This window comes from Adhaeribacter sp. (assembly GCF_057359045.1).
In genome coordinates this window covers 15,567-38,006 of record NZ_JBMQUD010000002.1, presented here as the reverse complement: position 1 = coordinate 38,006, position 22,440 = coordinate 15,567, and the positions used below count along the sequence as shown (strand labels likewise).

General features: G+C 43.8%; 15 protein-coding genes. All 15 read left to right on the top strand.

Going from position 1 to position 22,440, the window contains the following annotated elements:
• Positions 1-9: 9 nt before the first annotated feature.
• Positions 10-1,500: a sulfatase family protein gene (locus ACO1R6_RS00345; protein WP_486261323.1), complete on the top strand. Its 1,491-nt coding sequence runs from the start codon at positions 10-12 to the stop codon at positions 1,498-1,500.
• A gap of 400 nt (positions 1,501-1,900) precedes the next feature.
• Positions 1,901-2,884, top strand: a complete 984-nt coding sequence (locus ACO1R6_RS00340; protein ID WP_486261321.1) for a glycerophosphodiester phosphodiesterase family protein — start codon at positions 1,901-1,903, stop codon at positions 2,882-2,884.
• Between the two features lie 742 nt (positions 2,885-3,626).
• Positions 3,627-4,709 carry a metallophosphoesterase gene (locus ACO1R6_RS00335; protein ID WP_486261319.1) on the top strand — a complete coding sequence of 361 codons (1,083 nt, stop codon included), beginning with the start codon at positions 3,627-3,629 and terminating at the stop codon, positions 4,707-4,709.
• A gap of 376 nt (positions 4,710-5,085) precedes the next feature.
• Positions 5,086-7,893, top strand: a complete 2,808-nt coding sequence (locus ACO1R6_RS00330) for a hypothetical protein (protein WP_486261317.1) — start codon at positions 5,086-5,088, stop codon at positions 7,891-7,893.
• 565 nt (positions 7,894-8,458) lie between these two features.
• A complete protein-coding gene (locus ACO1R6_RS00325) occupies positions 8,459-8,926 on the top strand; it encodes a MarR family winged helix-turn-helix transcriptional regulator (RefSeq protein WP_486261315.1) in 468 nt (155 codons plus the stop codon).
• A 115-nt stretch (positions 8,927-9,041) separates the two neighbouring features.
• The gene (locus ACO1R6_RS00320) at positions 9,042-10,388 is read left to right on the top strand and encodes a TolC family protein (protein ID WP_486261313.1); all 1,347 of its coding nucleotides are present in this window, start codon (positions 9,042-9,044) and stop codon (positions 10,386-10,388) included.
• Between the two features lie 36 nt (positions 10,389-10,424).
• Positions 10,425-11,480: an HlyD family secretion protein gene (locus tag ACO1R6_RS00315; protein ID WP_486261311.1), complete on the top strand. Its 1,056-nt coding sequence runs from the start codon at positions 10,425-10,427 to the stop codon at positions 11,478-11,480.
• Between the two features lies 1 nt (position 11,481).
• Positions 11,482-13,104: a hypothetical protein gene (locus ACO1R6_RS00310; RefSeq protein WP_486261309.1), complete on the top strand. Its 1,623-nt coding sequence runs from the start codon at positions 11,482-11,484 to the stop codon at positions 13,102-13,104.
• 1,213 nt (positions 13,105-14,317) lie between these two features.
• Complete coding sequence (gene spt, locus ACO1R6_RS00305) at positions 14,318-15,559, top strand: serine palmitoyltransferase (protein WP_486261307.1); 1,242 nt, start codon at positions 14,318-14,320, stop codon at positions 15,557-15,559.
• A complete protein-coding gene (locus ACO1R6_RS00300) occupies positions 15,537-16,658 on the top strand; it encodes a GNAT family N-acetyltransferase (protein WP_486261305.1) in 1,122 nt (373 codons plus the stop codon). The genes spt and ACO1R6_RS00300 overlap by 23 nt, the downstream gene beginning before the upstream one ends.
• Positions 16,655-17,647, top strand: a complete 993-nt coding sequence (locus ACO1R6_RS00295; RefSeq protein ID WP_486261303.1) for an NAD-dependent epimerase/dehydratase family protein — start codon at positions 16,655-16,657, stop codon at positions 17,645-17,647. Before ACO1R6_RS00300 ends, ACO1R6_RS00295 begins: the two co-directional genes overlap by 4 nt.
• A gap of 44 nt (positions 17,648-17,691) precedes the next feature.
• Positions 17,692-19,017 (top strand): inositol-3-phosphate synthase, encoded by a 1,326-nt coding sequence (locus ACO1R6_RS00290; RefSeq protein ID WP_486261301.1) that lies wholly within the window; start codon positions 17,692-17,694, stop codon positions 19,015-19,017.
• 2 nt (positions 19,018-19,019) lie between these two features.
• Positions 19,020-19,478: a phosphatidylglycerophosphatase A family protein gene (locus tag ACO1R6_RS00285; RefSeq protein WP_486261299.1), complete on the top strand. Its 459-nt coding sequence runs from the start codon at positions 19,020-19,022 to the stop codon at positions 19,476-19,478.
• Positions 19,479-19,850: a GtrA family protein gene (locus tag ACO1R6_RS00280; protein ID WP_486261296.1), complete on the top strand. Its 372-nt coding sequence runs from the start codon at positions 19,479-19,481 to the stop codon at positions 19,848-19,850.
• On the top strand, positions 19,837-22,431 hold the full coding sequence (locus tag ACO1R6_RS00275) for a DUF5686 and carboxypeptidase-like regulatory domain-containing protein (RefSeq protein ID WP_486261294.1): 2,595 nt from the start codon (positions 19,837-19,839) through the stop codon (positions 22,429-22,431). The genes ACO1R6_RS00280 and ACO1R6_RS00275 overlap by 14 nt, the downstream gene beginning before the upstream one ends.
• Positions 22,432-22,440 lie beyond the last annotated feature (9 nt).

The window sequence follows — 22,440 nt, the reverse complement described above, 5'->3', positions numbered from 1 at the left end:
CCACTAGTTTTGTGGGCACAGCAGGCCAAGCCGAGTATAGTACACGCGCCTATTGCGGGCGTGAAGCCACGGAATGTTATTTATATTTTATCTGACGACCACCGCTACGATTTTATGGGCTTTACTGGCAAAGTGCCGGGGCTGCAAACGCCAAATTTAGACCGGTTAGCCAAAGAAGGTGCGCATTTCATAAACGCTTTTGTTACCACGGCGCTGTGTTCACCCAGTCGGGCTTCTATCTTAACTGGCCAGTACGCCCACACCCATACCGTGGTAGACAACGCGGCACCCGCCCCGGCTAGTTTGTTGTTTTTTCCGCAGTATTTACAAAAAGCTGGCTACCAAACGGCATTCTTTGGCAAATGGCACATGGGCGGCGACAACCCCGACCCGCGGCCGGGCTTTAACCATTGGGAAAGTTTCCGGGGGCAGGGCGTTTACTACAATCCTACTTTAAACATAAACGGCAAAACCGTTGCTTATAAAGACAGCACTTACGTAACCGAATTGCTCACCGACCACGCGATTACCTGGTTAAAAGCTCAGAAAAAAGACCAACCTTTTTTCCTGTACTTGTCGCACAAAGCGGTGCATTCAGAATTTATGCCGGCCAAAAAAGACAGAGGCCGCTACCGCAATATCCAGATTCAGTACCCGGCTTCTATGTTTATGACCGAAACCGCCGAAAGCCCGAAGTTTATTAAAGGCAAACGGGCCGACGGCAGTAAATATACCTTTAACACCAAAGACATTCCAAATTGGGTAAGGGCGCAGCGCCACAGCTGGCACGGCGTAGATTATATGTACCACGGCCAAACCGATTTTGACCGGTTTTATCAGGATTATTTAGAAACCTTGCTGGGCATTGATAGCAGCGTGGGGCAGGTGCTGGCCTACTTAAAACAAACCGGCCTGGATAAAGAAACGCTGGTGTTTTACATGGGCGACAACGGCTTTTCGTTTGGCGAGCACGGCTTAATAGACAAGCGCCACGCTTACGAAGAATCCATGAAGGTGCCTTTGCTGGCCCGCTGTCCGGCCCTGATTAAGCCCAACACCCAAATAAAGCAGATGGTCCTAAACCTGGATATTGCCCCAACTATTCTGGAAATGGCGGGCGTGAAAAAGCCGGCGCAAATGCAGGGAATTTCTTTTTTACCGCTCCTGCAGGGCCAGGCCGTACCCAACTGGCGCGACAAAATATTTTACGAATATTACTGGGAAAATGCCTTTCCGCAAACGCCTACCATGTTCAGCATCCGGACCGACCGCTATAAATTTATTCGTACGCAAGGGGTTTGGGACATTAACGAACTATATGATTTAGAGCAGGACCCCTTAGAAGTAAATAATTTAATCCGTAGCCCGCAGCACCAACCATTGGCCCAGGACCTGAATAAACAACTCTGGTCGTGGCTAGAACAAACAAAAGGCCTGGAAATACCGCTTAAACCAATTAACGGTAAAAAAGGCGACCACTTGTACAAAGGTACCTGGTAATATATTAAAAGAAACTTCTCTTTAGCTTAAAGGCTTTATTTGGCAATTATTTTTATTAATATGTTAAATAGAAATTATGGCTACGCGTATTAATTTTAGCATAGCTATAATAATTATGGTTGATTTTTCAATCGAAAGGAGCTAGGCAGAATGATTGTCGGCAGATTTTAGCCGGCTAATCTTCCGGAAATACCAAAGCCCAACCATTGTACCAAACACTTACCAAGCTTATTCCGGTTAACCTGAAAATTACCACCGAACTTTATCTACTTTAGGATAGTGCTCTGGCGCAGAAATGGGTAGCAAAATAAATATATTAGCTTAGGAGAAGTCGGCTGCCAGATACTTTGCCGGGATTTTTATCTTTTTAGCCACCACTAATAATTTAAAAAATAAACTAATGAAGAAATATTTATTTATCCCGGCGCTTTTGTTGCTGCTGGTTGGCGTTTACAGTTTTAAAAGTGTTGGTAATCTTACGGGTAAAATCGCTATTCACAACCAGAAGAACTCTTTTAAAGGCCATACCATTAATACCCGTACAGCCAAAGAGTTAAGAGATTTCTTTAAATATTCGCCGGACAGAATTCCGTTGGTAAGTGCGCACCGGGGCGGACCCCGGAAAGGCTTTCCCGAAAACTGCCTGGCTACTTTCGAGAATACGCTGGCGCATACCCCGGCTTTATTAGAAATAGACCCGCGTTATACCAAAGATGGCCAAATTGTGCTTATGCACGACGCTACCTTAGACCGAACAACCAACGGTCGCGGCAAAGTAATTGATTTTACCTTAGCCGAAATTAAAAAGCTGCGCCTGAAAGATACTGAAGGCAACCTGACCAATTACGCGGTGCCCACCCTCGACGAAGCGCTGCAATGGGCCAAAGGCAAAACCATTTTGGTAATTGATGCGAAAGATGTGCCCATTGAAGTGCGGGCGAACAAAATAATTCAGAACAAGGCCGAAGCCAACGCTATTCTAATTTCTTATTCCCTGGAAGATACCAAAAAAGTGTACCAACTGCACCCGGAACTTTTAATGGAAGTAATGATGGGTAAATCCGAAAACCTAACCCTGATGGATAACAGCGGCGTACCCTGGGAAAATGTGGTAGCTTTTGTAAGCCACGACCTGCTCCAAGACAATACTATCATCAACGCGCTGCACAAACGGGGTGCCATGGGCATTTATGGCAGTTCGCGCAACCTGGACCAGCAATTTATTTCCGGCCAGATTACCGCCAACGAACTGGCCAATGGCTACCGCCATTTAATTAAACAGGATGCCGATATTATTGAAGCCGATTTGGGTATTGAAGCAGGAGAAGCCTTAAAATCCTTCAAAGTTACTACATCAACTAAAGCCAAATATTTCAAAAACTAACCATCAGCTTTTTGATTATTTATATACAACCTGTTTAGCAATCAGTTTTAAGCTTTTATAAAATTGCTTTTACAATATTTATTCAAATAAATAGGGTAAAATAATTTGGTCCGGTTACTGGTACATATAAAAGCTAATGCGCTTTTGTGAGTGTTTAGGCGATTTTAGATAAGTGCCCTAGGTGATGTTTACACCGCCCATTAATTAGTTTGTGCCTGTTTGCTGGCTAGTGAAAATACCGGATCTGGCTCGAACTGGCGCAAGTTTAGCGAAGCATAACTTGTGTCTAGAAGTTAAGGCCAGTTTTCAACTGGCAGGAAGTGAAAAAACTTCCTTTCATAACAACACACCGGCTACAAGCTGGCACGAGCAGACGTGAATTATGCTAAAATATTCCTTGGCCTGACGGCTATGGTGATAACACCCGGCAAGGGCAATCTTTCTGAGATTTTGAAAACGTTAAACCAATTCTCAGCTATTATTGATTTAACCTGCCCTTTAAAGCTAAAAATGTAATCGACCTTAATTACTTTGCGCCAGCATATTTTGCACCATTAGCCAGGAATATTAAATTAACTGCATGAGCGGGCGTTTACCCGAAATAATCTGTTGTATCTGCTTGTTATAGTGGCAATATTTACGATTTGATAAATTGCTGTTTTAAATTTTATGCCGCCCGAACCTTTCCTTTTTATTATACCTGAATATTTACCGTTTAACCACTAAATCCTTATTAATTCAAATGAAAGTAGATTACGCTAAAAAACTAATTGCCTTCCTGCTTTTCTTAATGTTGGCGGTTCCGGCCTGGAGCCAGAAAAAATATGTCGCGCCGGCTTTAAGCAACCCTAATTCCTGGTCGATGATTTTGTTGCCCGACCCGCAAACCTACGTGAAATTTGGCCGCAACCAACCGTTATTTGAATTGATGACCGCCTGGATTAGTGAAAATATTGATCCTTTAAATATTAAAATGGTTTTGTGCACCGGCGATTTGGTAGAAACAAACGAAATGGTAGACCCCGACGGAACGCGCTATAACCAACCCAGCAAAGCCCAATGGGAATCGGTGGCCCGCGCTTTTAGCCGCTTAGACGGGCGCGTACCGTATGTAGCTGCGGCCGGTAACCACGACTACGGTTACCGCAGCGTTGAAAACCGCAAATCTAATTACAACCGATATTTTCCGGTAGATAAAAACTTTTTAAACCAGAAACATTTACGTGAAGTAGGTTTTAACGCCGAGGGTATTCCCACCCTGGAAAATGCCGCTTTTGAATTAACCTCGCCGCACGGCAAAAAATTTCTGGTAATGGCCCTGGAGTTTGCCCCGCGCGATACCGCCCTGGCCTGGGCCAACCGCGTGTTAAAACAAGAAAAATACAAAGACCACAAAGTTATTGTTTTAACGCACTCGTATTTAAATGCTAAAAACGAACAAATTCAGCACGAAAAATATCCACTGGCCAACGGCAATTACGGGGCGGCCATGTTCAGTAAATTAATTCAGCCTTCTAAAAATATTCAGTTGGTGGTATCGGGCCACATTGGCGCCCCCGATAAACCCAAAGAGCACCTGGGTTTCCGGACCGATAAAAATGCGGCGGGTAAAAAAGTGCACCAAATGGCGTTTAATGCCCAGGCTTTGGGTGGGGGCTGGCACGGCAATGGCGGCGACGGCTGGCTGCGGATTTTAGAATTTATGCCCGATGGTAAAACGGTTAAAGTAAAAACCTTTTCTCCGCTCTTTGCCATTTCGCCGACTACCCAACAATTTGCCTGGCGCACCGATGCTTACGATGAGTTTTCGTTTGAGCTGGACTAATAAAGGGGTATGAGTTAGATTCTGTGCTTTAGGATCTGATAAAAAGGCAGGTTTGCCTGCGCAACCTCTCCGCAAGGTTTACCAAAAATAATTAGCCTTTATTTTTGGTAAACCTTTTTTATAGAATCAATGGTGCTTGCTGGGCAGGCTAAGTGGTAATAGGTGTATTTCTGACGGTTTTTTATAAACCCAAGTAATTGTTTTTTAGCCCAAATAGGTCGGTTGATATCTAAAAAAAAAGATATATACTTGCCCTAGTAAAATAGTAAAAGCGCCCAAAATGGTTGCTGCCGGCACACAGAACCAGGTTTAAAGCTTACTATTTTATTCTCCGGCTATATTATCCATTTATACCAACTAGCATAAAAAGCACACCATGAAATCTTTCTACTGTTACTGCTTACTCTTTTTAGCTACCTTCATTTGTTCTTTTGCCGATAAAGGCAACCACCCGGCTCCGGCCAGGCACTTGCCCGTGAAAAATACTGCGGTTGTGGCACCTAATGTTCTGCGCTTCGGTGCCGAGGCGGCTAAAATTAACAGCAATGCGGCGGAAGTTGTAACCGACGAACGCCTGAGCACAAAGAAAGGCATAACGCTTAAAGCCGGCGTAGCCAATGCCCTGGATGGCGAGCGTACAGTCCCCGATGTGGTAATTACCCTGAAAGTTCCCACCGCCGGCCGCTACGTGCTGCATTCCTATGCAGTAACCGATACCGAAGGAGCGGCTCTGATGAAGAAAGCAAAATCAAAATTTGAGTCGTTGTTTATGCGTTTGCAAATCGGCGAAAACAGACCTACAAAAAGGGTCGTGTACGTACCCTGGGATGTAGCCCGGCAGGAATTAGGTAAATTTGAGTTAAAAGCCAATCAGCCATTAAAAATCTGGTTGCCCCGGGGGGTGCGTTTAGAATACATAGAAGTAACTCCGTATAATCCGCCCGCCGTACCAGCCCGAGCCCAAAACTACCAGCCCAAAGTAGTGCCACCGGCTACGCATCCGCGCCTGTGGGTTAACCAGCAATCGTTGCCCCAAGTAAAAGCCCGCTTAACCGTAGGTGAAAATAAAGCCGCCTGGGAAAAAGTTAAAACCACCGCTCAACAACCCTTTAAATTTACCTTCGACCCCCGGGCCGAATTATCATTTAACGAAAAATTAGAAAGTGCCGCCGAGACCAAAGCTTTTTATTACCTTATGTCCGGCGATAAAAAAGTAGGGCAGGAGGCCATTACATTAATGCGCGATTATTTGGCGCACGTAGAATTTGGCAACCTGCTGGATATTACCCGCGAAATGGGCCGGGCCATTTATACGGCTTCGGAAGTGTACGATTGGTGTTACGACCTGCTGAGCCCCCAGGATAAAAAAACATTTAACGATAACCTCATGCGCCTGTCGGATGACATGGAGTGCGGCTGGCCACCTTTTAAGCAAAGCATTATTAATGGTCACGGCAACGAAGCCCAAATTAACCGCGATTTGCTGGCCATGAGTATTGCCATTTACAACGAAAACCCCCAGGCTTACAGCTATATTTCTTATATTATTCTGGAAGATTTAGTGCCCATGCGCCAGTTCGAGTACCAATCGCCGCGGCACAACCAGGGGGTAAATTACGGCGCTTACCGCTTTGGCTGGGATATGCACTCGGCGTGGTTAATGTACCGCATGGCCGGCAAACCGGTTTTCGACGAAAATATCAAAGACGTTCGTAAATTCTGGCAATATATGCGGGTGCCCGATGGCCAGATGCTGCGCGACGGCGATGGTTTTTCGGCTGGCGAACCCGGTAAGTTTTACTACTGGAAAAGCGCCCAAACCATGTTACTGAACTACGCCTACGCCGCCGACCCGATTTTAAAAGCAGAATTTGAGCGCCAGGGCGGCTTGCCCCAAAACCCAGTTTTGTTTTTATTGCTCAACGACCCAAATCTGAAACCCGAACCCAGCATGGCCGCTATGCCTTTAACCATTGATTTTGGTAAAATATTGGGTGGCATGATTGCCCGCACTGGCTGGAATATTGGGCTGGAAAGCAACGATGTGGTAGCCGAGATTAAGGGCGGTGGGTATCATTTTGCCAATCACCAGCATTCCGATGCCGGCTCTATACAGCTTTATTACCGGGGTTTTCAGTTTGGCGATATTGGCGTTTACAAATTTTACGGTACACCTTACGATTTTAACTTTAACAAACGTTCGGCTTCGCACAGCATGATGCTGGCCGTTGATCCGCAGGAAAAATTTGTAAGGACCGAAGCCAACGATGGCGGCACCCGGTTTAACCAGGTATTCCCGAAAACACCGCAGGAAGTACAAACCAATCCGCTATTTAACAACGGTAAAGTATTATCCGCCGATTTTGGCCCGTCTAAATTAAAGCCGTATTTCAGTTATTTTGGCGTCGACCTGACCGGGGCTTATACTGCCAAACTGAGTGCCTATACCCGCAGTTTTTGTTTTCTCAATCTGGATCGGGCAGATATTCCGGCGGCTATTATCCTGACCGACGACATGACTACCGCCCAACCGGAGTTTAAGAAATACTGGCAGATTAATGCGCTTAATTTACCGGAACAAACCGCTAACGGCGTACTGCTGCATAACCAGCGCGGTAGTTTAATTGGTAAAATGCACGTCGAGATGCTGGTTCCGGCTCCAGCCGAGCGGCAAATAGAAATATTAAGCGGCGCTGCGGCTAATAATGTGTTCCAGCATAAATACGAGGCGCCCGACATGAACCAGCCCGAAGTAAAAGCCCACCGCATTATGATCTCGCCGAAGAACGCCAGCAACCACGATCGGTTTTTAACAGTTTTCCAGATGACCGCCGGCGATACCAAACCGCTGCCGGTAAGTCACTATGAAACGGAGCAAAGTTTTGTGGTTACATTGGCCGACCGGGTAGTAAGCATGAGCAACAGCGCCCAGTTAGTAAGTAAAAGTTTTACCATAAAAGTACCGGCCGGAAAAAAATACCAGGTAGTACTGGCCGGTATGCAACCGGGCAACTGGCATATTAAAAGCCGCAAAGGCAAGTTTAATTACAATACCCAGGTAGTTGCCGATAAAAATACCATCTTTTTCCGGGCCGAAGGTGGCGAATACGTCATTACACCGGGCCAAAACGCCAAAGCCAAACCTTTACCCGCCGACGAGAATTTTATGCCAGCGGGTAAATAATACTGATTAGTTTACCATTCGTGCGCTATAAGAAATAAATTATATTAAGGGAGTTATTCCAAAAGAATTTAATCGGTTAACTGCCGGTTAGATTCTTTTGGAATTCTTTAATTTTTCTTCCGGAATTAGAGAAATTCCAGAATGACCTTAATGGATGAATTAATACCTGTTCGTAAAAAATACCTGTAAAAGGGAAATACAAATAATTCTCTGCCCACCAGTCATTCCCCGCGGGAATCTTCTGTCTATAAAGCGTAACCGGTAAATTCAGCGTTCAGTTAATTACCTGTTTATACATTCCATGCCGAAGATTTGCCCGGTGGGGAAGCTATTTGCTGGGCTACTATGGAATACACTATTTACTATTTGGTATAAATTCTTTGTTAGTTATATGTTCTTCGCAACAGTTTAAATAATATCTTGTATAAGAGGGCTTAGCCATATAAAATAGAGTAGCCGATTTAAAATATAAAAAAAGTCCCTAAAAAGAAGATAAAATAGTTGTATATTTAACTATTAAATAATTAACTTTGCGGCCTGCTTTAAAGGCCGGGAAATACCAGAAATGAGCCAGACCAACGAAAAAGACATAACACCAAATAGCACCACCAAAGCCTTTACTAAGTTAGTAAACATGGTACACATGGCTTTCAGGCAGTTTATGCAGCAAAAGTTTAAAGAACATAACCTGGATTTAACTTTTGAAATGGTGCAGGTAATGGGGCATTTGTGGTACCACGATGGGGTAAACCAACAGGAAATTGCGAATGCCATTTTAAAAGATAAAACCAGCTTAACTTATTTGGTTGATAATTTAACCCGCCGGGGCTTAGTAGAAAGAAGAGAAGACACGCAGGACCGCCGGAATAAATTAATTTTTTTAACTCCGGCCGGTCACGAATTACGCGAAACCCTGTCGGTTTGGATTGCAGATATGTACCATTTTGCCGGAAATGATATTTCGGAAAAAGAGTTGCAAAGTGCCATGGGTACCATTGAGAAAGTTTATAATAACCTGAAAACTTTAAGTTAGGGATTCAATTTTTTTAATCGAATAGTTAAATATTTAACCATTAAATAATAAACCTATTACTATTTAACTTTTTAAGCTGAATAAAAAAAGTAAAAATTAGCCTATTACCAATTATATGAAGTGTAAACAATATTTAGCCGGACTACTGGTATTGCTTTTGCCATTTGGGCAAAGTACTTATGCCCAAAACAGCCCCCAAGTAGTTAAGTTGGATGAAGCAATTGCCTTCAGCCTGAAAAATAATATCAGTTTAAAAGTATCGGATACCAAAGTAAAGCTGGCCGAAGCCAAAATGCAGCAGGTAAAAGATAAAAATTTGCCGCAGGCGGGCGTGTCGGCGCAGTATAGCCGTTTGTACGTGTTATCGCCGTTTCAAATGTATATGGGCGAATCGGCGGAGCCGGCTTTTGGCTTGCACAAAACCCACTTTGATGCCAACCCTGTAATGGCCTCGGCGAGTAAGGAAATATTTACCGGATTTGCCGAAAAAGCCCAGCACCAATCGGCGGAATATTTAATTGAAGCGAGTAAACTGGATGCCGAAAAAGACCGCGAAGACTTAACGTTTAATGTAATTGCGGCTTACTACAATATTTTTAAAATTATTAAATCCAGCGAAATTTTAGACGAAAACTTAAAACTGCTGGAAGCCAAAGAACACGATGTACAGAATTTATTGCGCGAAGGGGTATTAACCTCCAACGAATTGTTAAAAGTGCAGCTACAGAAAAGCAATTTGCAACTGGCCCAAGTAGATGTTAAAAACGCCCGCGAAGTAGCACATCATAATTTTAATTTATTGCTGGGCTTGCCCGAGTCCTCGCCGGTAACCATAGATACCAGTTTAATTTTAACCCCGCTGCCGATAGCCGATGTAACCGAGCTTACGCAAAACGCTTTAACCTACCGCCTGGATTTAAAAGCAACTGATTACCGCTTTAAAACGGCCCAATTAGGTTTAAAACAAACCAAAAGTGCTTTTTACCCGCACTTAGATGTTTCGGCCATGTATATTTATTTAAATCCGGCTCCTAATCATGCATTTATACCGCCAACCAACCAGTTTTTAAATGCGCTTAACCTGGGCGTTTCATTAAAATACAATATTTCTTCATTGTATGCCTGGAAAGGTCGCTTGCAGGAAGCCAAATTAAACATAGAGCAGGTAGGCAACCAGCAAGCTTTGCAACGCGACCAGATTAATACCGAAGTTTTTAGCCAGTACAAAAATTACCAGTCGGCGCAGGAAAAAATAGCTGTAGCCAATACCGCGCTGGCCCAGGCTACCCGCAGCTTCAAACTCACCGATTCCAAGTTTCGCAACGGCATGCTGTTATCAAGCGATTTACTCGAGGCTCAAACCTTGCTGCTGCAGTCGCAATTAAATTTATTACAGGCCAAAGTAGATACGCAGCTCGCCTATTATCGCTTACAAAAAGCCGTCGGCCGATTAAACGAATAATATAAACCAGTAAAAGAATAGCTTAAGAGTAAAAGAATGTCAACTGCAACCGAAAAAAAGAAATCAAAGAAAACCAATATTATTATTAATGTATTGGGGGTGCTATTTATAGCGGCCGGTATGGTGTGGTCTATCGGCAAATTTGCCCGATTTAATAAAAACGAAGTAACCAACGATGCGCAAATAGAAGAATATATTTCGCCGGTAAATACCCGCATTGGCGGCTACATTAAAGAAATCAGGTTTACCGAACACCAGCCCGTTAAAAAAGGCGATACCCTGGTCATCATCGACGATCGGGAATTAATAATACAACTGGCCCAGGCCGAAGCTACTTTATTAGATGCCCAGGCAAATAAAACGGTGGCCTCATCGAGTATAAACACGGTTAGCAACAATACCGCCGTAGCCGAAGCAGGTTTAGATGAAGTGCGGGTACGTTTAGAAAATGCCCGCCAGAATTATGTGCGCTATACCAATTTATTGCACGACGAATCGGTGAGCCGCCAGCAGTTTGAGCAAGTACAAACCGAATACAAAGCCCTAAAAGCCAAGTACCAAACCTTGCAACGGCAGAAACAAAGTGCCCGCCTGCAAACCAGCGAAGTGAGCCAGCGCTTAAACGTAGTAGCCGCCAATATTATGCGGGCGCAGGCCGCCGTAGATATGGCCAAATTAAATTTAAGTTATACTGTTATTACGGCGCCTTACAATGGTTTTACCGGCCGCCGGAATTTACAGGAAGGCCAGTTGGTACAACCCGGTCAGGCTTTGGTAGCCTTGGTAAAAGACGACCAGAAATGGGTAGTGGCCAATTACAAAGAAACCCAAACCGCCAACTTGCACACCGGGCAGGAGGTTACCATTAAAGTTGATGCCTTAAAAGACAAAGAATTTCACGGCAAAATAACCGCTATTTCGCAGGCAACCGGCGCCAAATATTCCCTCGTGCCCACCGATAACTCGGCCGGTAACTTTGTAAAAATTCAGCAACGCATTCCCGTGCGCATCGATTTTGTAGGTAATACGGCCACCGATCAGGAACTGCTGCGGGCCGGCATGAACGTAGAAGTAGAAGCAAAACTGCAATAATATGGCTTACAATAAAGGCCTTTTTAAAGATAACGTACCCAAACCTCTGGGTTTACTCGGGTTGTTTATTATTCTGCTGCCGCTTTTAATGGTAAATGGGGTGTATACCGTTAATACCACCGACATGGTAGGTTACCTGGGTACCCAATCGGAACCTATTTTGCTGGCCAGCTATGCCTCCATGGTAGGTATGATTGCCGTTTACCCGCTCATGATGCGCTTTAAAATGTACCTGACCAGCCGCAATATTTTACTTCTGGTTTTATTTGGGCAGGTTATTTTAAATGCTGTTTGCGCGGTTACTACGGCTACACCCGTGCTGATGCTGGGCAATTTTTTAAGTGGCGGCCTTAAAATAATGGGCATGATAGAATTAATTATTCCTTTCATGCTTATTCTAAGCCCGGGTGGCGACCGTGGCCGTTTTTATTCTTTTTTCTACCCCATCAGCATTGTTATCGGGCAAGGTTCGTCGTGGCTTACCGCCTGGTTAGCCTACAATTACCAGTGGCAGTATATCTATTTTTTCATGATTCCGGTGTTGTTGGTAGCAGCAGCAGTGGTCATGTTAATTTTCCACGGGGAGCGGAGCATGCGCAAAGTACCCCTTTACCAGGTAGACTGGCTCAGCTTTGTATTATTTAGTACCATCTTAATGCTAATTAACTACATTTTTGTGTATGGCCGGGTGCTCGACTGGTTTAACTCCGATTCTATTCAGGCCGCGGTAGTTAGTTTGCCCATTTTAATTATTTGGTTTATTAAGCGCCAGTTAGGCCGTAAGCGTCCGTTTTTAAGTTTTGCTGTTTTAAAAGTACGAACCTTGCAGATTGCTATGTTGCTGATGATATTAATGCAAGTATTGTTTTCTACCGGCAATATCCAGAGCGCTTTTACCTCGTCAGTCTTAAAACTCGATACGCTGCACAGCACCACCCTGAGCATGTGGATGATACCGGGTGTTTTAATTGGTGCAGTGCTGAGTTTCTTTTGGTTTAAACACCAAGTAGCCCTCAAAGGCTTAATTCTGCTGGGTTTTGGTTCGCTGGTTATGTACCACGTGCTGTTGTATTTTACGTTTCATCCGGGGGCGGGCGCGCAAGACTTATACTGTGCCATGGTATTTAAAGGCCTGGGCATGCTGTTGCTGTACGTTAGTTTGGGGGTATTGGCGGCACAGAACTTACAAATGCTGCAAATGCTCATGAGTGGTTTGTTTTTGCTTTTGTTCCGGTCGGCCATTGGCCCGGCTATATTTACCGGCTTGTACGGCAATATGCTTTACCAGAAGCAACTGGAAAACTCTGCCGAAATGGTTAGCCAGATTGATGTGGTAAATCCGGATGCAATGCTGCGTTACCAAAGTACCCTGCGGGGAGCTATGGCACAAGGCCAAAGTGCCGATGTGGCCCAAAGTTTAGCTACCCAAAGTTTATACGGCAATGTGCAAATACAGGCCCTGTTGGTAACGGCTAAAGAAATATTCGGTTATGTAATAATAGCCGGTATGGCCATAATGGCATTAATCATATTACTTCGGGTTATGCCGTCAAACAAAAGAAAATGGGGTAATTTTCTCCGGCCCTGGCGCGGCTTAGACCCATTACCGGCAAAACAGGCCTAGAGCATGTTTAAATATTGCTCTTGCGAGCCAAAGAGATTGCAGGGTGCTGGTGTGAGACTAACTTTGACGCGCATAGCAGCGCCAGGTCTCTAAATTTAGGCGAAGTCAATTTGCGGTAGTAATCTTTGCAGCCAAAGTTTAAATCATATACCAAGTAGTAAAAAGTAAATACTATATCTATCACGACTTATGTGACCTCTTGAAAAGAACTATTGTTTAGCATGTCTTATCGGTAGCAACCAGTAAGGCGGGAGTTACCTACTTTTTTTCTACGCAATTGTTCCTGCCAAGATGACGTATTTTATTCCTATGACAGAACATTTATACAATTTGGTATTAAATCTGCACTCAGCTTTGTTCAATGATTTTTTAGATTTGAAAATATTAACAGCTAATAGCATATAACGGTAATTTTCTGCCAATAATTGTCTTTAAAATTCTCGTGGGCTGGTAAATAAATACTGTAATATTAATCCTAAAATGGTACTTGGCTTTAGAAAATAATTATAATCTAAGCTAGTACTATATTTAATAGTTAAATATTTGACAAAATGAATAAACTTTTATGCTGTAGTTTTTTTTAATTAACTTATTTTTGATAATTTTGGACCGAAAAACGGATATGGTCTAATTGTTTACTTGAGTTGGTCATATACAACGGTAAACAAGATAATGCGACATTAAAGCCGCAAAAAAAGACGATTTTAATTTTTTACTTTTTCGCTAAAGGTTAACTTCATATTGTAATTTGTAATAAGAGCGCATTACAACTGAGGTAAGTTAGTGGCGGCCGGCTAATATTTAAATAATTTATAAAGGATAGCTGGTCCAGGCAAAAAATTGCAGAAAAGAAAGTGCTGGTAAAGGTCTGGCCAAATATTGGGCCGCATATTATACCAGATTAAAACAAGCTTCTTTAAAAAAGAAGTATTTAGCTGGTAACGCTATTCCTTAAGCGTACTGTTTATGAACATAAATCAGCATAAGTTATTAAAGCCCGTAATACCGCTCCGCGATACTACTGCTAAAAATATTCCCAGGCATATTCCGGTTCAAAGTAAAGGTTGCTTTAATCTTCTGTTCTTAGCTACCCCCAAAGCCTTTAACTATTGCCTTGATTACCCTGCCGGCAAAAAGGTAGTTTTATTAAATAAAAAGCATATTAACCCATAAAATCTTTTCCCTATATACGAAGGTTTAAATTTTACCCATCATGAAAAATAAATTACGGGAGCGCCTGATTGCCCGGGAAAGGAGTGAGGCTTATCTGGCTGCTCAGCGCGCCACCATCGAAGGAAATTATCCTTATTTCCGGTCCATTACCTCGGCCCAGGATACCGAAGTGCTGATGAATGGTAAGAAAGTATTAATGTTTGGCTCTAACTCTTACCTGGGGCTTACCAATCATCCTAAAATAAAAGAAGCGGCCAAACGCGCCATCGATGTTTATGGCTCGGGCTGTGCCGGCTCTCGGTTTTTAAACGGCACCCTGGATATTCACCTGGAACTGGAAAGCAGGTTAGCGGCCTTTGTGGGAAAAGATGAAGCAATTGTTTTTAGTACCGGCTACCAGGTAAACCTGGGCGTAATATCCAGCTTAACCGGCCGTAACGATTATATTATTCTGGACGAATACAACCACGCTTCCATTATCGACGGTAGTCGGCTTTCTTTTTCTAAAACGCTGAAGTACCGCCACAACAACATGGCCGATTTGGAGCAAAAACTAAGCCGCTTGCCCCTGGATGCCATAAAGCTGATTGTGGTTGACGGCATTTTTAGTATGGAAGGTGATATTGTAAAACTGCCCGAAATTGTAGCCTTGGCCGACCGTTACGGTGCCAGTATTATGGTAGATGATGCCCATAGTTTAGGGGTAATTGGGGAAAACGGGGCCGGTACCGCTTCTCATTTTGGCTTACCCGATGAGGTAGATTTAATTATGGGCACGTTTAGCAAATCTTTAGCGTCGTTGGGCGGCTTTATTGCCAGCGATGCTGATACCATCCAGTACCTGAAACACCACGCCCGCTCTTTAATATTTAGTGCTAGTATGTCGCCGGCCTCGGTGGCCAGCACGCTGGCGGCTTTGGATATTATTCAGTCGGAGCCGGAGCGGATTGATGGGCTATGGGCCAATACCCACTATGCCACCAAGCTGCTGCGGGAAGAAGGGTTTGATTTAGGGCCCACCGAAACGCCCGTAATACCCGTGTATGTACGCGATAATGATAAAACATTTAAGTTAACCCGCGTTTTACAAGATGCCGGTATTTTTGTAAACCCGGTAGTTTCGCCGGCGGTTCCGGCCAATTCTACGCTAATCCGGCTGTCTATTATGGCTTCCCATACTTTTGCTCAGATAGACGAAGCCGTTGATAAATTAGCGCAATCTTTCCGGGAATTAGAAATAAACAAGTTACAGGAACAGTATGTACCAGGTAGTATCGGTTAAATCAGCTGCCGAGCTAAAAGCCTTTATCGACTTTCCGCACGACTTATATAAAGCCGATCCGTACTATGTGCCGGAGCTTTATATAGCGCAGCGCGATTTGCTCACTCCTGGTAAACACCCTTTCCACGACCATTCGGAAGTACAGCTTTTTTTGGCTTATGGGCAGAAAAAAGTAGTAGGGCGCATTGCGGCTATTTTAAACAATAACTACAATGTGTTTAATAAGGCCAACGATGGTTTTTTCGGCTTTTTTGAAACGACTAACGATTTAGCAGTAGCCCAAATATTGCTGGCCGAGGCAAGAAAATGGTTGCTACAAAAAGGTGTACAAAATATTATTGGCCCTACTAATTTTTCTACCAATGAAACTTGCGGCCTGTTAATTAAAGGTTTCGACAGCTCGCCGGTGGCCATGATGCCCTATAACCCACCGTATTACGCGGATTTTATGGAAAAACTGGGTTTACAAAAAAAGGTTGATTTATACGCTTATCAGTTTTTGGAAAGCCAGTATAACGATAAATCTTTCCGGATGACAGACGTTATTAAGCAGCGTTTAGCCCAGAAGAACATTATTATCCGGCCCATAAACCTAAAAGATTTTAAAGCGGAAGTGGCCAAAGTGCTGGACGTGTACAACCATGCCTGGGAAAAAAACCTGGGATTTGTGCCCATGACGCCCGCCGAGTTTAACCACCTGGCAAAGGATTTAAAGCTGGTACTGGACCCCGATTTTTGTATGCTGGCCGAGCACAACGGTAAAGTAATTGGGTTTTCGCTGGCTATACCGGACATTAACCAGATTCAGAAAAAAATTAAGCGTGGGCGGTTGCTGCCAACGGGTATCTTCAAGCTATTATTCGGGCTTAAAAAAATTACCGGTATTAGAATTATTACTTTAGGCGTGCTGGAAGGTTACCGCAAACTGGGCATTGAAGCTTGCTTTTACGGATCGCTTATACAAAAATACCGGGAGAAAAACATGCAAATGGCCGAAGCTTCCTGGATTCTGGAAAACAATGTAATGATGAACCAGGCCTTGCAAAACCTGAACGGAAACCCATACAAAACCTACCGGATATACGAGCAGGCGCTATGAAAGAACGGGTATTAATTACGGGAGCAACGGGCTTTGTGGGGTATCATTTAATCCAAGCAGCTTTATCTAATCAACTGGAAGTGGTAGCGGCTATCCGGCCAACCAGTAAAACAGCGCAGTTAAAAGCATTAGATATACGCTATACTGAGCTGGATTTTACAGATATAGAAGCCTTGAAATTGCAACTGGAAAAATACCCGGTACAATATATTATTCATGCAGCTGGGGTTACCAAAGCCAAAACTAACGAGGAATATACTACCATTAATGCTCAATATACCCGTAATTTGGCCCAGGCAGCGGCTATCGCCAATATTCCGCTGAAAAAATTTGTTTTTATCAGTAGCCTGGCGGCGATTGGCCCGGTGGCTTATAACAATACCCAGCCAATATCCGAAGATACGCCACCTAATCCGGTAACGGCTTATGGCAAAAGCAAATTACTCGCCGAAAAACACCTTTTGGCCTTTAAAAATTTGCCTTGGGTTATTTTAAGGCCTACGGCGGTATACGGGCCCCTGGAAAAAGATATTTTTATCATCTTTAAAACCATTAAACAAGGCCTGGACCCGTATATTGGCCGGGGACAACAGCAGTTTAGTTTTGTTTATGTAAAAGATTTGGCCCAAGTGGTTTTAAACGCTTTAAATGCCCGGCCGGTGCATACCGCTTATAATATTTCGGATGGGAAAAAGTACGGCCGGTATGCCCTGGCAGATTACACCAAAAAACTTTTAGGTAAAAAAGCGTGGCGGCTGCACTTGCCTTTGCCCTTGGTAAACCTGGTAGCTTTATTTCTGGAAAAATGGTACCGCCACAAAGAAAATTTGCCGGCCCTGAATAAAGAAAAATTAAATGAATTAACGGCCGAAAACTGGTTTTGCAGCATAGAAAAAGCTGAAACCGAATTAAGTTACCAGCCAGCTTACGATCTGGAAAAGGGCCTTACGCAAACATTGCAGTGGTATACCAAACATAAATGGCTTTAAAATATAAAAAAGAATTTAAAATTAAAATCAATTAATAAATCTATATGAAATACGAAATAAAACCGGCAGAAGGGCGCTTGGGCGTGCTGTTGCCCGGCCTGGGCGCCGTAGCCACCACCTTTATTGCCGGCGTAGAAGCAATAAAAAAAGGATTATCGCAGCCGGTAGGTTCTCTTAGCCAGATGGGCAACATCCGGTTAGGCAAAAGAACTGAAAACCGTTTTCCGCTAATTAAAGATTTTGTGCCATTGGCTAACCTGCAGGATATTGTATTTGGCGGCTGGGATGTGTACAAAGATAACGTATACGAGGCGGCTGTAAACGCCAAAGTGCTGGAACCCGGTTTATTGCAGGCCGTAAAGCCCGAGCTGGAGAAAATAGTACCCATGAAAGCGGTATTTGATAAAGCCTACGCAAAAAACCTGGATGGAACCAACGTAAAAGAAGCGGCTACCAAATACGATTTGGCCTTGGCTTTAATGGACGATATCCAGAATTTTAAAGAAGCTAATGATTGCAGCCGGTTGGTTATTGTTTGGTGCGGCTCTACCGAAATATATTTAGAGGAAAGTGCTGTACACGCCACCATCGAAAGCTTTGAGCAGGGCCTGCGGGATAATCACCCGGAAATTGCGCCTTCCATGATTTATGCGTACGCCGCCATAAAACTGGGCGTGCCTTTTGCTAATGGTGCGCCTAACTTAACCTGCGATATTCCGGCCTTGGTGCAATTGGCCAAAGAAAATGGCGTAGCCATTGGCGGTAAAGATTTTAAAACCGGCCAAACCTTAATGAAAACCATTTTGGCCCCTGGCTTGCAAGCCCGTGCTTTGGGTATTAAGGGTTGGTTCTCTTCTAATATTTTGGGTAACCGCGATGGCTGGGTACTCGACGACCCGGATAACTTTAAAACCAAAGAAGTATCTAAGTTAGGTGTACTGGAAGATATTCTGCGCCCCGATGATAACCCGGAATTATACGGTGATATTTACCACAAAATCCGGATTAACTACTATCCGCCTCACGGCGACAACAAAGAAAGCTGGGACAACATCGATATTTTTGGCTGGCTGGGTTACCAGATGCAGATTAAAATTAACTTTTTGTGCCGCGATTCTATCTTGGCGGCGCCCATTGTGTTGGATTTAGCTTTGTTTATGGATTTGGCCCAGCGCGCCGACATGAGCGGTATTCAGGAATGGTTGTCGTTTTATTTTAAGTCGCCGCAAACGGCCCCGGAATTACGTCCGGAACACGATATTTTTAAGCAGTTAATTAAATTACAAAATACCCTGCGCCACCTGATGGGCGAAGACCTGATAACCCACTTAGGTTTAGACTATTATCAGGACTTGGCCGAAGTAATGTAATAATGCTACACAAAATCATTTCCACCAGTCTGGGTATAGGCTACATAAGGAACGGCGGCGGTACGGTAGCAGCTTTGTTTACGTGCCTCTGCTGGTACCTGGCCCAGGCCGGCGGAAATGAAAATATTTCCCTGCAAGTGTTTATAACCGTACTCATCACCTTTTTAGGTGTTTGGTCGGCCGATGCCATGGAGCCTTTGTGGGGAAAGGACAATAAAAAAGTAGTGATAGATGAGGTAGCCGGCATGTGCATTAGTTTGCTGTGGGTGCCGGTTACTTTACCTGCACTGTTTACGGCGCTTGTTTTGTTTCGCTACTTCGACATTGCCAAACCGTTATTTATCCGGAAAGCGGAGAATATGCGGGGCGGCTGGGGCGTGATGCTGGATGATGTGTTGGCGGGGATATTGGCAAATTTAACTTTACAAATTTTTATACTCTTACGTTTACCGTTAATTTAAATGTTCACCTTTATTAAATCCCAGGCGGCCTCTTTGGTAGCGTCATTGGTTGATTTCCTGGTGACCATTATGGCAGTGGAGCTGCTGGGTTGGCGGTATGTTCCTGGTAGTGTGGCGGGTACGGTGTCGGGCGGCATTATAAACTTTGCCCTGAACCGGAACTGGGTTTTTGCCGCTACTCATAAAAATATACCGGCCCAGGCCGTAAAATACTTACTCGTTTGGTTAGGTAACCTCTTATTAAATGCAGCAGGAGTTTATGTGCTTACGCACTTGCTCTCTTTAAACTATATACTTTCTAAAATCACCATTTCGCTGCTGGTTGGCCTTTTCTACAATTATTTACTTCAAAAGAGATATGTCTTTCAATAGTTATATATATTATAAGTACCGGCGTGTACTTATATTTAGCGGCCTGCTTTGGCTGCTGGGGCCTTTGTTGGCAATGGCCCAAACCCCACCCACCGTTATTAAAGGTAAAATAACCGATGCCCTTACCAACGAGCCGCTGATTGGCGTTTCGGTATACTTCCAGGATAGTGAAGTGGGTACCGCTACCGATATAGATGGTACTTATGTTTTAAAAACCTCCCGGAATTTAACGAAAGTACAATTTTCTTACATCGGGTTTAAAACCGTTTCGCGCAATGTAACCCCGGGCGTGGTGCAGGAAATCAATATAAAACTCGAAACCGATTCTAAGGCGCTGAACGAAGTGGTTATTTCGGCCAAAAGAGCACGTTATAAAAATAAAGATAACCCGGCCGTAGATTTAATCCGGTTGGTAATCGACCACAAAGCCCAAAACCGCCTGGCCAGTTACAACTTTGTGGAGTATGAGCAATACGAAAAAATGCAGTTTTCTTTGGTGAATACGCCGGAAAAGCTGCGCAAGAATTTCATGCTCCGTAAATTTCCTTTCTTAACCGAAAACCTCGACACGACTACGTTAAAAGGGCGGGCGCTTTTGCCATTTTATCTAACCGAAATTGTTTCGGAAAACTACCGGCGCGCGCACCCCGATAAAAAGAAAACTTTTATTAAAGCCGAAAAGAAAGTTGATTTTGGCGAGTACCTGAGTGTAAAAGGAGTAAACGATTATTTTAAACATTTATACCAAGATATAGATATTTACCAAAACAATATTACGGTAGTTACCAGCCAGTTTTTAAGCCCGATTGCCGATATGGCCCCTACTTTTTATAAGTTTTTTATTACCGATACTTTACATATAAACGGCGATAAACTGATAGAACTTTCGTTTGAACCCCGAAATAAAACTGACTTCTTGTTTCAGGGTCAGCTTTACGTAACCCAGGACGGCCGCTATGCCGTGAAAAAAGTAGAAATGGGCATCAGCAAAAGCGTAAATATTAACTGGGTCCGGGATTTAAACATCAAACTCGATTTTGATAAAAGCAGTGAAAGCAAATATAATTTGGCCAAAAGTGAGTTGCGGGCCAACTTTGGCCTCCTGGCTAACGGAACGGCCGGTATGTACGGCACCCGTACTTTACATTTTAAAAATTACGTAACTGGCAAAAGCCGACCGGATAGTTTATACGCGGGTTTAGCGGTAGTGCCGTTGGCACCGGAAAAAGCTGCTGCGGAAGAGCAAAATAATGCCCTCTGGCAGGAAAGCCGCCCCGATTCTTTAACAACAGCCGAAAGAAATACTTATGCCAATATTCAAAGATTAAGCAACGACCGCAGTTTTAAAAGAACCGCCGATTGGCTTACCGCTTTTATTGCGGGCTATAAAAAAGCCGGCCCGTACGTAGAGATTGGTCCGCTTAATGCTTTTTATTCTTTTAACCCGGTCGAAGGTTTTCGGCTGCGGTTTGGCGGCCGCACCACCAATACGTTTAGTAAAAAAATTAACTTAGAAACCTACGCGGCTTACGGCTTTAAAGACGAAAAAGTAAAATATTACTTAGGCGGTTCTTACTCTTTTACCAACCGATCTATCTTTGAATTTCCGGTGCGCTCCTTGCGGGTAAGTTACCAGCAGGATACCAAAATACCAGGCCAGGAATTACAATTTGTGCAGGAAGATAATTTCCTGTTATCGTTTAAACGGGGCAACAACGATAAATGGCTGTATAATAAAACCTTTAACCTGGAATACCTGCACGAATATGAAAACCATTTTTCGTACCGTTTGGGGTTAAAAAGATGGGAGCAGAGCCCGGCCGGTAGCCTAGTGTACGAGAAAGTAAATGCCGAAGGCAAAACAGAGTTGGTTAACAATGTAACCACCGCCGAGGTTATGTTGGAATTGCGGTGGGCACCCAACGAAAAATTCTTCCAGGGTAAACTTTACCGGACGCCCTTTGTAAACAAATATCCGGTATTTACTTTGCGGGGCATAGCTGGGGTAAAAGGCTTGCTCGATGGGCAGTATAATTACCAGAACGTTTCCTTAAATATATTTAAACGGTTTGGTCTGTCGCAGTTAGGGTACACCGATGCCGTAGCCGAGGGTGGTTATATTTTTGGGCAGGCACCGTTTCCTTTATTGGGTATTCACCGGGCCAACCAAACGTATTCGTATCAGATGCAATCGTACAACCTCATGAATTTCCTGGAATTTGTAAGCGACCAGTACGCCAGTATTACTTTAGACCACACGTTTAACGGGTTTATCTTTAACAAACTGCCTTTAATAAAGAAAACCAAGCTGCGCGAATTTGCTACGATAAAAGTATTGTACGGCGGCCTGCGCGAAGAAAACCGGCCGGCTAACAACCATGGCTTATTAAGATTACCGGTAGATGCGCAGGGTGCGCCCATTACTTACACCCTCGAAAAGAAACCGTATATAGAAGGTAGTGTGGGCATTGGCAATATTTTTAAATTTTTCCGGGTAGATCTGGTAAAGCGGTTTTCTTATCTGGATCATCCCAACGTTTCGGAGTTAGGTATCCGGGGCCGGTTTAAATTCGATTTTTAATTAAAAATA